The sequence below is a fragment of the Sphingobacterium sp. CZ-UAM genome, assembly GCF_002000245.1.
Lineage (GTDB): Bacteria > Bacteroidota > Bacteroidia > Sphingobacteriales > Sphingobacteriaceae > Sphingobacterium.
Map to the genome: position 1 here is coordinate 2,046,102 of NZ_MTCM01000001.1, position 14,994 is coordinate 2,061,095.

The 14,994-nt window shown below is 40.0% G+C and carries 18 protein-coding genes; 11 read left to right on the top strand and 7 right to left on the bottom strand.

Going from position 1 to position 14,994, the window contains the following annotated elements; translation table 11 throughout:
• Positions 1 to 63 precede the first annotated feature (63 nt).
• Positions 64 to 1,386: an IPT/TIG domain-containing protein gene (locus BWD42_RS08660; protein ID WP_077435039.1), complete on the top strand. Its 1,323-nt coding sequence runs from the start codon at positions 64 to 66 to the stop codon at positions 1,384 to 1,386.
• Positions 1,387 to 1,533: 147 nt separating this feature from the next.
• Complete coding sequence (locus BWD42_RS08665) at positions 1,534 to 3,084, top strand: DUF1565 domain-containing protein (RefSeq protein ID WP_077435041.1); 1,551 nt, start codon at positions 1,534 to 1,536, stop codon at positions 3,082 to 3,084.
• Between the two features lie 57 nt (positions 3,085 to 3,141).
• On the opposite strand, the gene BWD42_RS08670 is transcribed toward BWD42_RS08665, so the two are convergent.
• Both BWD42_RS08670 and BWD42_RS08675 read right to left on the bottom strand, forming a co-directional pair.
• Entirely contained in the window at positions 3,142 to 4,287 is a 1,146-nt protein-coding gene (locus BWD42_RS08670; RefSeq protein WP_077435043.1) for an acyltransferase family protein, read from the bottom strand.
• A gap of 102 nt (positions 4,288 to 4,389) precedes the next feature.
• Entirely contained in the window at positions 4,390 to 5,175 is a 786-nt protein-coding gene (locus tag BWD42_RS08675) for a hypothetical protein (protein ID WP_077435045.1), read from the bottom strand.
• A gap of 244 nt (positions 5,176 to 5,419) precedes the next feature.
• Between BWD42_RS08675 and BWD42_RS08680 the strand changes: the two genes are divergently transcribed.
• From BWD42_RS08680 to BWD42_RS08700, 5 genes are all read left to right on the top strand, one after another.
• On the top strand, positions 5,420 to 6,007 hold the full coding sequence (locus BWD42_RS08680) for a Crp/Fnr family transcriptional regulator (protein ID WP_077435047.1): 588 nt from the start codon (positions 5,420 to 5,422) through the stop codon (positions 6,005 to 6,007).
• Positions 6,008 to 6,100: 93 nt separating this feature from the next.
• Entirely contained in the window at positions 6,101 to 6,565 is a 465-nt protein-coding gene (locus BWD42_RS08685; RefSeq protein ID WP_077435049.1) for a DoxX family protein, read from the top strand.
• Between the two features lie 106 nt (positions 6,566 to 6,671).
• A complete protein-coding gene (locus BWD42_RS08690) occupies positions 6,672 to 7,271 on the top strand; it encodes a Crp/Fnr family transcriptional regulator (protein ID WP_077435051.1) in 600 nt (199 codons plus the stop codon).
• A gap of 62 nt (positions 7,272 to 7,333) precedes the next feature.
• Entirely contained in the window at positions 7,334 to 7,954 is a 621-nt protein-coding gene (locus tag BWD42_RS08695; protein ID WP_077435053.1) for a hypothetical protein, read from the top strand.
• 10 nt (positions 7,955 to 7,964) lie between these two features.
• Positions 7,965 to 8,366 (top strand): DoxX family protein, encoded by a 402-nt coding sequence (locus BWD42_RS08700; protein ID WP_077435055.1) that lies wholly within the window; start codon positions 7,965 to 7,967, stop codon positions 8,364 to 8,366.
• A gap of 150 nt (positions 8,367 to 8,516) precedes the next feature.
• On the opposite strand, the gene BWD42_RS08705 is transcribed toward BWD42_RS08700, so the two are convergent.
• Positions 8,517 to 10,037 (bottom strand): glycoside hydrolase, encoded by a 1,521-nt coding sequence (locus BWD42_RS08705; RefSeq protein WP_077435057.1) that lies wholly within the window; start codon positions 10,035 to 10,037, stop codon positions 8,517 to 8,519.
• A gap of 163 nt (positions 10,038 to 10,200) precedes the next feature.
• Here BWD42_RS08705 and BWD42_RS08710 point away from each other — a divergent pair, with 163 nt between their 5' ends.
• Positions 10,201 to 10,626 carry a DinB family protein gene (locus BWD42_RS08710; RefSeq protein WP_077435059.1) on the top strand — a complete coding sequence of 142 codons (426 nt, stop codon included), beginning with the start codon at positions 10,201 to 10,203 and terminating at the stop codon, positions 10,624 to 10,626.
• Positions 10,627 to 10,692: 66 nt separating this feature from the next.
• Here BWD42_RS08710 and BWD42_RS08715 read toward each other — a convergent pair whose 3' ends face one another.
• On the bottom strand, positions 10,693 to 11,145 hold the full coding sequence (locus BWD42_RS08715) for a GNAT family N-acetyltransferase (RefSeq protein ID WP_077435061.1): 453 nt from the start codon (positions 11,143 to 11,145) through the stop codon (positions 10,693 to 10,695).
• Between the two features lie 460 nt (positions 11,146 to 11,605).
• Here BWD42_RS08715 and BWD42_RS08720 point away from each other — a divergent pair, with 460 nt between their 5' ends.
• Positions 11,606 to 12,139, top strand: coding sequence for a hypothetical protein (locus tag BWD42_RS08720; RefSeq protein WP_139351073.1), 534 nt, complete (start codon positions 11,606 to 11,608; stop codon positions 12,137 to 12,139).
• Between the two features lie 8 nt (positions 12,140 to 12,147).
• On the opposite strand, the gene BWD42_RS08725 is transcribed toward BWD42_RS08720, so the two are convergent.
• A complete protein-coding gene (locus BWD42_RS08725; RefSeq protein ID WP_077435065.1) occupies positions 12,148 to 12,357 on the bottom strand; it encodes a hypothetical protein in 210 nt (69 codons plus the stop codon).
• 257 nt (positions 12,358 to 12,614) lie between these two features.
• Between BWD42_RS08725 and BWD42_RS08730 the strand changes: the two genes are divergently transcribed.
• Positions 12,615 to 12,809, top strand: coding sequence for a YqaE/Pmp3 family membrane protein (locus BWD42_RS08730; RefSeq protein WP_077435067.1), 195 nt, complete (start codon positions 12,615 to 12,617; stop codon positions 12,807 to 12,809).
• 62 nt (positions 12,810 to 12,871) lie between these two features.
• On the opposite strand, the gene BWD42_RS08735 is transcribed toward BWD42_RS08730, so the two are convergent.
• Both BWD42_RS08735 and BWD42_RS08740 read right to left on the bottom strand, forming a co-directional pair.
• The gene (locus BWD42_RS08735) at positions 12,872 to 13,651 is read right to left on the bottom strand and encodes an alpha/beta fold hydrolase (protein ID WP_077435069.1); all 780 of its coding nucleotides are present in this window, start codon (positions 13,649 to 13,651) and stop codon (positions 12,872 to 12,874) included.
• A gap of 45 nt (positions 13,652 to 13,696) precedes the next feature.
• The gene (locus BWD42_RS08740) at positions 13,697 to 14,125 is read right to left on the bottom strand and encodes an SRPBCC domain-containing protein (RefSeq protein WP_077435071.1); all 429 of its coding nucleotides are present in this window, start codon (positions 14,123 to 14,125) and stop codon (positions 13,697 to 13,699) included.
• Positions 14,126 to 14,391: 266 nt separating this feature from the next.
• On the opposite strand from BWD42_RS08740, the gene BWD42_RS08745 reads away from it, so the two are divergent.
• Positions 14,392 to 14,841, top strand: coding sequence for a hypothetical protein (locus BWD42_RS08745; protein WP_077435073.1), 450 nt, complete (start codon positions 14,392 to 14,394; stop codon positions 14,839 to 14,841).
• The last annotated feature ends 153 nt before the right edge of the window (positions 14,842 to 14,994 follow it).

Below are 14,994 nucleotides of genomic sequence, written 5' to 3' on the forward strand. Positions count from 1 at the left end.
GCTGAAAATGAAAATTTCAAACAGGGTAAGTCCATCTGGCGGATGGAAAAAAATTATTGACAGATGAAATTAATATATAAAAGGATTTTATTCTTCCCCCTGCTCTCCTTTCTGCTATTGGCGGGAATGTTTTCATGTAAGAAAGATCATATGGGCATAGCTCATGATCCCAATGCGGCCATTGTTGTCACGGATTTCCTTCCAAAGCAGGGAGTCTATGGAACAGAAGTCCTAATCAATGGGGAGAACTTTACAACAGATACCGCTGCGATTTCCGTTAAACTCAATGGTATACCGTTAAAAGTCATTGGCGCAAACGGGACACAGATCATGGCTATCATACCCAAACGGGCTGGTAGCGGCCCTATTGAAGTGTCTATCGCTGGCAAAACAGGGACATCCAAAGATAGCTACAGCTATATCTACAAAAGAACGGTCAGTACCTTGGCGGGCAACGGGGCCGCGGGGTTTGCCAACGGAAAAGGTGCAGATGCGAAGTTTAATTTTGGAGGCGAATCCTGGTACCGCAATGGCGGTATTGCTGTAGATGACGCGTTAAATGTCTATGTCACTGACCCCGGTAACCACTGTATCCGTAAAATCGATCCTGCCGGAAACGTCAGTACTTTAGCCGGATCCCCAAATAATGCTGGGTTCGCGGACGGAAAAGGCGGTGAAGCACGTTTCAGCCTCCCTTATGGATTGACCATCGATGAACAGGGCAACTTATACGCTGTTGATCCGGGAAACTGGGATATCCGCAAGATCACACCCGATGGGACGGCAAAACTTGTGGCTTGGGCAGCAAGAGAGCCTTGGTTTATTGCTTATGACCGAGTGTCAAAAAAGCTATATTATAATTCTGTGACCTCCCCTGCTCCTATTTATCAGTTAAATACAGATGGTACAGCAGTAACGACCGTCATTGATGGATTGAATTTTCCAGCAGGTATGGCCTGCGGTCCGGATGGCAGCTTATACATCTGTCTACATGGCGACAACCAAATCAGAAAATATGACCCCAAAACCTGGAAGCCGACCATTATTGTCGGTTCCGGTAAATATGGTTATAAAAATGGTGTTAGTACGGCGGCTGAATTTGCACTCCCTTGGGGTATTGCGGCTGACGGCCAAAACAATGTGTATGTTGCCGGAAATGGTACTGCCGGCGGCGATAGCGGTTCCCCCGATCAGAGCGTTCGTTTCGTGGATGGCAAAACATTCCAGGTAAGCACATTTGCAGGATCTAACATCGCAGGTTTTACAAATGCTGTCGGCGAAGCCGCTTCATTTAATGTGCCTGAAGGCGTGGCTGTAGATAAAAATGGTACAGTCTATGTGATCGACAAGAAAAATAATAGTGTCCGGAAGATTATATCAGAATAACCTAGCGGGTGTCCGAAATAGTACGATCGGACACCCTCTTTTCTTGATTTTTGTTTGTGTCCCCAACAACATCTTTTCAATTCATGCATCCTCAGAAGCTTCGCTTTTACGCCTTCGACAGCTTCTTCAAATTTCAAATGATTTAATATGATTTTTAAGCATCTATTTTCGTTGAGCTACGCACTATTGCAGGGGGTGCTATTGTGCGCGGCATGCAGTCATGCTGATCATCCCGAACCTATTCAGACCGACTCAGCCATTCAAAAAAGCAGGTACGTTTCGCTCACAGGTAATGACCAGAACAAGGGTACCGAGAGCAAACCTTTTCGTACTATCTCACGCGCTTTAGATGCAATATCAGCGGGTGACACCATTTTTGTGCGTGAAGGTGCCTACCATGAGAAACTATTGATTTCAAAATCGGGAAGTTCAGCGAAGCTCATTACGATAAAGCCCTATCCCAATGAAGCTGTGGCCATCGATGGCGAAGGATTATCCATTTCGGGCACAGAAGCATTGGTAACGATCAGAAATACCCGATTTATTCAGTTTGACGGTTTTGAAATCCGAAATTTTAAAACACAGGACAAAGGCAATGATGTAAATGGGATTATTATTGATCAAGGTTCTAAAAACATAACCGTAAGAAATAATAGGGTTCATCATATCGAGAACAATGCCAGCCCACAGGATGGCCGAAGTGGGCATGGTATTCTACTCATCGGCAATACCACCGAGGCCTTACAGGATATTATTGTGGAGGATAATACGATCCATGACTGCAATACCGGTTACTCCGAAAACCTCACCATCAATGGATATGTTGATGGCTTTATTATCAGACGGAACAAGGTATACAATGGCGAAAATATTGGCATTGTTGCAGCCGGAGGATATGCCGCCAATGCTACAGCAAACCTGAATTATGTACGTAACGGACTGATCAGCCAAAACGAAGTTTATGATATTGATGGTAGAACTGGTCCTATCCCTGCATTTGCCCAGCATAACGGGGCCATTGGAATTTACATCGATGGTGCCCGGGATATCATAGTTGAAAGAAACAGTGTCTATCGCTGTGGACGCGGAATCGGCCTGGTCAGTGAAACCGACAATTTTCCTACACGTGACTGTATTGTCAGAAATAACGAGGTCTATAACAACTCCCTCGCGGGGATAAGCCTGGGTGGCTATCTAAACTATACCGGTGGTGGTACGCTGAACTGCTATGTTGTTAATAATACCCTATTTCACAACAATATCGACAAAGGATATTTTGATGAAATTGAAGGTGAAATACGACTTGTTGAGAACTGTATAGACAACATCATCCAAAATAATATTATTGCTGCCAGGCCCAATAGCGTGTTTATTCATAAATATACCAATACGGGCGCATCCAATGCGATTGACTACAATTTATACTTTAGTACTGGAGAAGATCAGTGGATATGGAATGGGAAAGTCATCCGGGATCAACAAACCTGGAAATCAACCCTTATTGGCGATACACATGCGATCTTTGGACAGGATCCAGGCTTTATATCAACGACACAAGCAGATTTTGGATTAAGGGATTCATCTCCTGCCCTTGACAAAGGAAATTTTATTAGTCAAGCAATCAATGGCGTATTGGATCTAAGCGGAAAGACAAGATCAGAAGCGAATCGCATTGCGATTGGAGCATTTCAAAAATAATCGTTTAAAAAGAAAATAGACCAGTTGACACGACTTGTCTACTGGCCTAATCTGCGCTTAATTCGAATGATTTCCCTTTGATTTTAAAAATCGCTTGGTCAGATATTTTCGCACAGGGATATCGTATAATTTTAAACAAGCATAAGCGAGCACAATACTACCAATGACGACCGCTGCGGCACCAGGCAATGATTGCTCAAAGCTGAGGTTTTCATTTTTTACCCAAGCGTAATACAAATAGATAAAAGGATAGTGCACCATATACAAAGGGTAAGAGATATCTCCCAAGAATTTAGACAGCTTGTTTGTAAAACTGCCCCCTTTTCCGGAAGCCCCCAAAACAACTAACAGTGGAAAGACCAGCACGCAGCACAGCGTATCATAGAGTCCATTCATCCAGAGATGCTCAGCTCCCCCGATACGCGGAATCGCCAAAAGTGAAACAAGGATAATACTACAGATCCAAAATGCACCTTTAATCCGAAAAGGCTTAAATACGCGCGATAAAAATAGTCCGGCTGTAAAGGAGAATAAAAGACGTAGGGATCCCGCTGTAAATTCTGTTCCGGTCAGTGAAAACCCTGCACAGATATCGCCTAAAGGGCCCCATATCGCAAATATGGCTAATCCACAGCCTGCAGCGACAACAAGTCCACCAAGTGCTTTTGTTGAAAATTTACGGATGATCAAAACATAAAGGATATTACCGATGTATTCAAAAAACAAGGACCAACTCGGACCATTCAGCGGAAACATCTCACCCAATCCCCTTACTTCATGTCCGGGGAGAGCGGGGATCAACAGTGCATTTAATACCGTCGCTAGTAATAAAGCCGAAACAGTCACCTTGGATACATCCCAGATCGAACAGCCCTGAAAATAAAACATAGCAGCACCAATAATCGCCCCCATAACAACCATGGGATGTAGCCGTATAATCCGGCGTTTGATAAAATCCATTGTCGTCATCGTTCCCCAACGATCATCATACGCATAACCGACGACAAATCCAGAAAGCATAAAGAAAAAATCGACGGCTAGGTAACCGTGGTTAATACGTTGATCCAGATGGCTGGTTGCAAAGGCTTCGAAAATGTGAAAACAGACTACCGTGATAGCTGCAACACCGCGTAAACCATCAAGCACGTTATAATGCGGCTTGGTATCAGCATAAGCGGAGGTAGAAACTGTTGTATCGGGCATAAAAAGAGTAAGATTAGTTTGATTGATTTCCTAAAAACAAAGACGTAAATATAAACAAATTTCAAAAACTGTTCTATGTCCGCCATTCAAACTAATCTTTTCTTATTTGACAAGGGGAATGTAGTCTCTCAGATAGACCTGCTCCTTCCGCATGTCCTGGATATATTCCTTACTAAAGATTTCCAAAAGTATTTCTGAAATAGCTGTCGTGGTGGGCTTGTCATCTTCGGATTCACCAAAGGAGAAAATTTCCTCCTCCGTCCGATCTTTCTTCGTTAAGAAATAATAAAAATCCGGACTTTCCCAGCCTTTTATCCCTGAACCAGATTCCTCTGATATGTTGAGGGCTGTATATGTTTTTTGTAGAAAATCCTGAAGACTCTGGTAATCAGTTTTGTTTTTTGATGTTTTAGTCGCATATAAATAAGCAAATTTACCATCCTTATTTTCCGCCATCGCTAACGCGGGAAAAGCGACGCCATTCAACATGGCCAAAGTATCTTTCTCTTCGTTGTAGGACACGGTGGTATACCGGTAGCCATAATATTTCTCCGGTTTTAGCTTTTTGGTTCCCCAACCCGAAGTAGACTCCAGATAAAAGGGTGTAGGCAAACTTCCTTCACTATTAAAAATCGCCATTGTATCTTTCTTAAACATGGCTGTCTCGAAAGCCTCTTTTAACGCTTCCTTATCCATCTTTTTTACATCAGCAGCTAACATGGATTCCGTTTTTTTTATTTTCGGCGCATAGAAGGTTGAAACATCAAAGCTGGGATCTAATTTGTCCAAGAATACAACCGCTGGATCCTGAGATTGACAGGAATATAACAGTGTGGATAAAAACAGTAAAGAAAGAATACTTGTATTTGTTGACCTAAATAGCTTCATGGAAAATTGCTCAAAATTATCTTTTCATTTCTATCTTAAACCAACGGTAAAAGATATCCAAATATACAGCGTATGAAGCGATATTAACACGAATATTTACAATCCGCACACACTCATTTTAAAAACGTCATTTATTATTCCAGGGAAGGGCTGCACTTTGTAGAATGTAAAAAATAGATCTTAGTCTATTTAGGATGCAGTAGCTATTCATTATATTTGAGAAAATACGAACCATACCCCTTTTATGTCAATCGTTTACGACAGTATACTCAATCATATCAGTCAACACAGCATCTTATCGGAGGAAGAGAAAGAACGCTTTTGCGCAGCATTGACCTACAAAAAAATACGCCGCAGACAATATTTACTACAAGAAGGCAACATCTGTACACGCGAATGTTTTGTGATCAAAGGCGCCCTGAGGCAATATGAGGTTAGTCCCAACGGTCGGGAGAATACCGTGCAATTTGCTTTTGAAAACTGGTGGATTTCAGATTGGTATAGCACCTTGCAAGCTCAGCCTTCGGTTTACAATATCGATGCACTGGAAGATACGGAAGTATTCTTAATAGAAAAAAGCCAGTTGGAAGAGCTGTTTATTGAAATCCCAGCTTTAGAAAGCTATTTTCGAAAAATATTTCTAAAAGCATTTGTTTCCCTTCAGAAAAGAATACTATTTCAGCAGAAAACAGCTGAGGAAAGGTATCTTGAGTTTATGAAATGTTATCACTGGTTTGAACAACGCATCTCCCAACAACATATCGCCTCTTTTCTTGGTATTACAAGGGAATCGCTGAGTAGACTCAAGGGACAACAGTATAAAAATATTTAAATCTGTGATAAATCGCACCGATTTTATTTATCAAATAGCACAGGTTAAAACATTAATTTCGAATTAAATTTGTTCATCATAAACCAAAGTAAGATGAACAAAAAGATTAAACAATGGATGCTGTCAACAGATAATAGCTGGACAGCCTTTATTTTACGGTTAACATTGGGGCTCGTACTATTTCCACATGCAGCCCAAAAACTATTTGGCTGGTTTGACGGTCCCGGGTTGCAGGGCGAGATTGACTACATGACCAGTCATGTCAATCTACCGATGTTCTTAGCCATTAGCGCAATTGCAGTTGAATGCCTGGGAACATTTTTTATCCTATTGGGCTTTTTGACCAGACTCACCAGTATTGCTATTTTTTTTCTATTTATTGGTATGATTGTAGTCGATCACGCCGCACATGGTTTTTTTATGAACTGGTTTGGAAAAATGCCGGCTGGTGCTGAGGGTTTTGAATACCATTTGTTGGTCCTGGGGATCTGTCTCGCACTCATCCTACAAGGTGGTGGCAGATATGCGCTGGATAAATTATGGCGCTCAAAGTCCTAAAACAGTCGTGATCAACACTAAATTTGCTTAAATTTGCGTCTTATTTAGACACCCACAAATGCGATATTTTTGCAATAAAGTCTGTCGGTGTTTTTAATCAAGAGATATGAATTTAGACGCTATCAGTTCGCTATTGATCGACCATTTCAAAGAGATTGTGCCACTCACTGAAGCGGATATACTGTCCATTCTCCCAAAATTGGAAATAAAAGTTGTAAAACGGAAAGAGTTTGTTCTTCAGGAGGGGCAGATTTCCAAACATATGCGATTCATTGTAAAAGGAAGTCTATATGCCTATTATATGGAGGAGAATGGCAAAGAACATATAACGCAACTCGGGATAGAACAGTGGTGGATCAATGATCTATATAGCTACCTGAGTGAATTACCATCTCGCCTATATATCCGTGCAAATGAGGATACCACACTCATACAGATCAGCAAACGCAATCTGGAAATATTGTATAAGGAAGTCCCTGCCCTCTCCGAGTTTTGGCGATTGAAAATTCAGCATGCCTATGTAAATTTACAGGAACGTACTTTCGAAAATGTACGCTCTGATGCGTATACCAAATACCGCAAATTTATCTCGGACTATCCTCCAATTGAACAACGGTTTCCGCAATATATGATTGCCTCTTATCTTGGGATTACGGTCGAATACCTAAGTTATTTGAGAAAAAAACACCTATCACGTCTTTCTTAAGATTTCTTAATTTTTATCCCCTCCGCCATGTCTAGTTTTGCTCGTAATTCAAACGAGAGAACATGAAGACAATAGCTATTACACTTGCACTTTCTACCTTGGTTGCTGTGGCGACACATGCTCAGCAACTATCCTATACACCTGAGGTCGTCCTGGGACATCGTTCATACTTCTATATGCATCAGGTCAGCTACAAGATCAGTGACAAAATAAAAATCAACAACCTTTCGCTTTTTGATACAGAATATACAACCGATAAAGAAAACATCTTTTTTATCAGAAATACGGCTTCCTATACAGTTAGTAAACGATTCACATTGAATGCAGCTTTTGGAATGAAAAATCCCGGAGCTTTCTTTAGCGCGTTTGTACAATATCGCGTGAGCAAACCTACCCAGTCTTTTTCTTACGCTATAGGCACTACCTATCAAAAAGGATTTACGCTCGAACAGTCCTTATCATTTGAGTATACTCCCTATTTAACCGCGCAGAAACAGGCCTATTTCAGTGTACTTGCTATCGGCAATGTAAATACTAAAATGTACCAGCGTGGGCTTCAATTTATACGGCTGGGCTTAAAACAGGACAAGCTTATGTATGGACTGGCATCCAATTTTGACCAATTTAATAACAGTAAAAAAACACTGGAAAATATTGGCGCTTTTGTAAAACACAACTTTTAAAAATAATATAATGAAAAAAAATCTTGATTTAGGCATTTTAATCAGTAGAGTAGCTATTGGCGGTCCCATGTTGGTGTACGGGATCAATAAGTTGATTCATGGCATCGGGTTCATTAAGGACATCATCGTCAGCATCGGACTTCCCTCCTTTTTTGCCAATGGCGTATTTGTCGGCGAAATCATTGCCCCCATTTTGATTATCCTTGGTCTACGCACACGTTTGGCGGGTGTAGTATTCGCCATTAACTGCCTTACGGCAATTTGTCTCGCCCAAAGTGGTAATATCTTTAAATTGAATGAATTTGGGGGCTGGGCAGTGGAGCTCCTGGTTATCTACATGCTGATTGGACTAAGTTTTCTATTTATGGGGGCAGGTAAGTATGCCATTTCGACAACTAATAAATGGGATTAACCGCAGTGCATTGATTCGAAAACTGAAATGGGCTGTCCAAAAAGATTTCGGACAGCCCATTTTCTTTTATTTTATTCGTATCCCCTCTTTCACACATGCGCTGCTCAGGGGCTTGCTTCTCTTCGGGTTCTTACTTTTCCGTTTATGTCCTTATTGCTTGGTTCCTTCGAGTGTCGACACACTCTTTGCCGGGATAGTTAAGCTATATACACCACCTGCAGTTGGCGCAACCGTGCCGGCAAGTGCCCAATGACCTGTACTGGTCGCTGTAGTCTGATAATTGGATAATTGTCCCCCGACAAAACCTGACAGATTGATGTCCAACGGGACACTACTGCTACCCGTATTTGTGACGACCATGGCAAATTTACCTGTTTGCGGATCTTTATACGCAGATATCAGTAATCCATTGGCATTTTGTACTGCCACATTAATACGTTTGTAATTGGCTTTGACAAATCTGGAATAGTGTCCCAGCACATCATAAGCCTTGGTAAACTCTAATGAACCATCACTTCGTGTACAGATTAAAGCCTCATTGTTTTGGAATGCGAGCATGCCAAGCCAAAAAATATAGGCACTGGCATCACAATCTGCAAGCAATTTGTGCATATTAACAGCTAGCTTCAAACCACCTTCTATTCCGGCATCGTAGTTTCCGCCATCATCCGATGCTTCGGTTACCCACATTGGTTTGCCACCTGTAGCGAAAGTCCACTTTGATGGATTTTGGTTAAACCCTCTTTTTCCACCGATCAACTCTGTAATTTCAACGTAACCATGTCCTGCCAAAATATCGACATTACTTCTGTCCATTCCAGACAGGAAGGTATTGGCTGTACCCCAGGCAGCATTTTCAGAAGCGATAATTTTAGTGCTTTGCAAACCTTCATCATTTAAAGCTGGCCTCAGGTTGTTTGTCACAAACTCACCTAGTTTATTTGAAGCCCAATACGAGGCATCCCAATCCGAAAACACATTTTCAGGTTCATTCGTCGGCGATATGGCGTTAATTGTGACCCCTTCATTTTGATAGGCTTTAGCGAAACCGGCCAAATAATGGGCAAATAGCGTCGATGAAGTATTCAGATTAAGTCCATTGAACCATTTACCACTGATACTATTGGGATTCGTCTTCATATAAAGCGGTGGTGTCCAGGTACTGGCGATAATAACCGGGACCTGAAATCTTTCCTTCGCCTTTTTTAGAATCCACAGCTGTCCAAGATGCTCGCGCGCATCCGCCGAAAGTGCCTGATAAGCCGGACTACTCACTGCGACATCGATATCAACCCCTGCAGGCTTGATGGTCACCACCCTATTCTGTTGATTGAAAGGATAGGTATGTAATACCTTGCCGCGCAATATATTCAACTTCAAACCCGAATTACCCCAAAGATAGTCCAGAATACTATCTCTCTTCGGAGATTCAAAGAAAGGAACGATACGCCCTCCGAAGGCACCAAAACCGTCAATTTTTTGCCGTTCCTGGTTCCATTCCACAACGGCATTTGTCGTTACTGCGGCAGCCTGCGCATTTAACTGATTCAAACGATTCACCGCATCATCTTCATTCGTCGATAATACCTGCTTTTGACACCCCGTCATCCATAGGGATGCAACTAATCCAAAACAAAAGATGGATTTAAAAACCAATTGATTTCTGTTCATAAATTTTTATTTTATTAATTTGTAATAACAGTTATATCTTTAAATATGACTTGCGGTAAAATTGTTTTGTCAAATTTCAAACAAAATATTTTTTATTTGAAATTTGACAAAACAGTCAATGAAGCTTAACAATCAGCTATTACCATGTTAACATTCAATAAAAATGGACAATTTTATACAAGATTTTGAAGTGCTCATAGCTGCTTTCCCGAGTGAACTTTCGGCCATTGATACCATAGCATTTAGTGCGAAGCCAGTTCCAGAAAGATGGAGCAAGAAAGAAATTTTAGGGCACCTGATCGATAGCGCAATGACAAACTATCTCCGGTTTATTAGAGCACAATCTGAGGAAAATCCGCAGATCTTTTACACACAGGATGACTTTTGTGAAAATGCAAATTATCAGCAGTCAGAAACCAAACAGCTGCTTGATCTATGGTTAGCACTCAACAAGCAACTTTTATTTCTATTCAAGACTTTGATTACTAAAAGCCTCACAATGCGAAAATGTAATGATCTAACACTTGCTTTTTTGATGGAAGATTATGTAGCCCACCTCAATCATCATCGTCAACAGATACTTTCTTAATCATAAAATTTTGAAAATGTCTAGTCCATAAAATAATCTAATGATATGGACTAGACAAAATACAGTTTACCTTTTACTCCACCAATGATAATAGTTGTGAAGTCCATCGTATTCAAAACCACAACGTGGGTATAGCGTATTGCCAATGTCATTTGTTTTTTCTGTTTCGAGCATTAACCCGCAGGCACCGGTTTCGATACACCATTCTTTGCTCTGATCGATCAGTGCTACGGAGAGTCCCCTACCGCGATAGTCCTGATGAACAAACAGATCGCTCAACAACCATTGCATTTCTAATTTAGTGTAATGAAATAATTTATACAATTGTACAAAGCCCACGGCTTTACCGTCAGTGAGAACTAGAAAAACAATCGATTCGTCCTTCAAAAAGCGCTCCTTTAAAAACATCTTCCCTTTTTCCAGATCAGATTCCTGACGGTAAAAAATTCGATAAAGGTTAAACAATTCTGCGGTCTCGTTCAAGTCTTCAAGATTGGCTCTTTTAATTTGATAATTCATTTTAGTAAATATTTTGATTTATGCAGGCAAAAATATCCCTAAAAACAATTCACATTATCATCCAGATCTGAGATGTCGGATAGTCCAGGCCTTGGACTTCATCAAATTGGCCTTTGTATCTGTTTCTATAGTCTATCGGTGTCAATCCTGTTCTTTTCCCTATGGATGGAGCAGATTGAATCCTATGGTCACTATTCAAATCCAGATTTCGTCCACGATTTTTCGGTAAAATGAAGGCCGAGGAAATCGGTATTTTAGTCTATAAACATACGGATCATCAATGAGACAATTCGGCATATGATCGAATATAAAATCTTTTCTGGCGGATTGTAAATTTAAAACGTATCTACTGTTGCACACGATTATATTTACGAAATAATCTATCGTTTTACATTACTATTGATCAATGAATAGGTTGATTACCTGAAGTAAAAAATAGATCTTCACTTATAGGGAGCTTATGGTTAATGAGGTGCAGTCTGAAAAGATTTATTATCATCCAAACTGGAAAAGAATCATGATCGCTGTTATTTTAGTGCTCATTGGAACAGGAACATTATGGATAGACATTACTTCTTTTTTGGGATCCATACCATGGCTACCATTAAAGCTGATATGCATCCTGATCGGGTGTTGGATGCTGAAGAACAACAAAAAAGCCGTTCGGGCGAAAACAGATTCAAGGGGATTTTATTTCACAAGAATGCCCGCTAGAAATACATTCAAAAAAGCCATTGCTGACCTAGATTTATTGGTATTTGTTCCATTCGTACAAATTGTCAATATCCGGATAACTGCAACTATATGGACAGGGACAAGACTCGAACTGGAAACTACACAGGGAAAAGAGATACTCACGATGTTAGACGTGTTGAGTAGAAAAGAGAAACAGCAGATCTATCAGACTATCAAAAGATTTGGTATAGCGAATGTGGTCAAACACCAAGAGGAAAAAGGGAAAATTGATGACATGAAAAAACCTGCTGTAAATTAGTCCCCTTTTTAACTGAAATTGTCCGATAATAGCTGATCTACATCTTCCCTAATTTCTTCGGGCAACATCAGGTAAACCGGTGTTTTTAAATTCTCTCTACTGGCCTCTCCTTCTATAAAAATGTTTCTAAATCCTTCATTGAGCCATTTTCCGTCTTCTTCCAAATACGCCTTATATTTATTGTCCAAAATCTCAATAATGTTTATGCTCTCTTTCATGTGTTCCGTCATTATCTTATTGTAAACTGCATCTAAAAATATTCGACAGGGGAACATCAACATTGGTGCCACTCCTGCCCTGAATTTTTAAAAGAGGAATGGAAACATAAAATTTTAAGATTTCTTAACATCTTCAGCGATTTGCTTTCTTACATATTATTGTCGATTTTTGTTGTGTACATTTAAGCTATCTGTTACAGCGAAATGAACGGAGCCTGTTTCGGTTTTTTACACAGTTCTTTTATAAATCGTTTGATATGATATTGATTGCAGTATTACTACCTTGGTTATCTTTCTTTTTACGAGGTAAAATATTCAGTGGAATTATTTGTTTAATCCTCCAACTTACTATTTTAGGTTGGTTGCCCGCGGCAATATGGGCCGTTGCTTCACGTGTTGATGGTAAAAATCAACAACGCATACGTAGTTTGGAACGTAGTATGCGCCGTTAAATACCTCATCTGCTGCACTAAAATCGCTTCAGCTCAACACACATGGACTGAATAGGGAGATGCTATTCGCTCTCAAGAAATTTTTGAATCTGAGCAATGGTAAAATCAATTAGGCTGTTATCAACCTCCCCATTAAAATCTTTCATGATATAGTTACCGTGATTGGCCGGAAGGATCATGAGGCGGGCATTCGGAATCTGCTTTTGCATTTCCGCTAAATGCTGTCCTTTGACTACATCTTGATCTCCGCCGATCAGAAATACTGGACAGGATATATTTTCCAAGGTGCCCGGTTCAAAATCCTGAAAATTTATCATCCGTTGGCTATCCTTTTCATACATATTTTTAAACTTTTGGGGATCCGGATTCAATTTCAAAAAATTTTCCTTCAAATAAGGCGGCATCACCTCAATCGTAGAAGCTGACATGCTATCAAAAAAGCCATCTAACAAGCCCTCTCTTTTCGTGTTACCCGAAGCAGCAATTAATTTGTCTACCCTATCCGGGAAAAGAGAAGCAAGTGTCAAAATGGTCGTTGCACCATTACTGAAACCTAAAAATGAGGTTTTAATGATCTTTAGGTAATCCAAAACCGCAATAATGTCCCTTGCATCCTGTTCAAATGTCTCCGGAACTTCCCTATGCTCCGATCGACCATGATTTTGCATATCCAGCAAGATCAATTGATAGCGATCTTTCAATCGTATCACGCTCTCTTCAAAATCAAAAAAACCTGAGGAGCCACCACCGTGGATAAGCACAAGAGGCTTTCCAGCCCCATATATTTCATAATATAGTTTTATCCCGTTAGCTGCGGCATAGCCTGAGTGATTGTTCAACATGCTCATTATTCAATTTAATTAGTTTATTCTATCTAAGATCTAGCTTTATCTGCTTTCTACAAATTTTTTAAAGCTGAGCAGAACGGCGTCGGTGAAATTCTGCTGAAGATCCAGCGGTGTCACCGTGTCTGGTTCAAACGTCTCCCTTATAATCGTATTATGATCGATAGCCTGAAATTCAACAATACAGCTTCTCCCGCCACTGATACTTTCAATATATTCGAAAGGGATAATACATTCATATATCCCAACATAATCAAAACCTTCATGATCAATTCGCCGCTCCATTCGAAAATTAAATTGCCCACCTTCCCTAAAATCGTTCTCCACCTCCGGACAATGCCAATCATCGAATGGAATATTCCATTGTTTTATAGACGCTGATCTGATCCAGTGCTCCCAGACATCTTCGAGCGGTTTCTCCACCAAAACAACTGAAACCAGTTTTTTTTCCCCTGAATTTACATCTTCCATATGTTATTTTCTAGATTAATTGCGATCCGTTAATTAATTTCCATCGTTTATTGGATAAATATTTCAACAACTGCCTTTGGAAGCATAAAAAGCGGTGAATGAACTTGTAGTATTAGCTGCAACACAATATTAATAAACATGCTATTAAATTAGCTTGCCCTATGGCAATATTTACGGAGCAATTATTTTTTTCGAATAAAGGATCAATTTGGCAAGTATGGTATATTTATTGCACTGCAGAACCAAACATATAAAAACCGATTAAAATGAAAAAATTAGCATTTTTAGCACTATGTGTTACCCTATTTGCAGGATGTAATAATGCCCAGCAACCAAAGTCTGCTGAGCATACAGACAGTCTGGCCAAAGAAGAAACACCATCTATCGGCGGCGATAAGGATGAACATGGATGTCTTGTCGGTGCAGGCCAAACCTGGAGTGAAGTTAAACAGGGATGTATTCAGGTCTTTAATGTAGGAACACGTCTGAATCCTGTTGATGTTAAAGAAGGGGATGCTATCATCAGTGCATTTGTTGTTGCTAATGACGATAAATCTAAAATGGAGTTATTTTTACCAGACGACAATAAAACAACGATTATTTTGGATAAAACTGAAAACAATACATACCAAAAGGATACCTTTAAATATGATGCTGATAAATCAGATCTATATGTAAATGGTGACGTAAAATACAAAGGTGAAGTTAAAAAATAACATCCCTGAAACTTTATAGGACGTATAAGGTAATGCCAATGTTAATCACATCGGCATTTTTTTATTTGTTTATTTTTTATTGATCCTTTTTTTTGCTAACATATCCATAAGTTCGCTCAACTCGGTTTATTGGTCAAAAAGATACCGTCATAG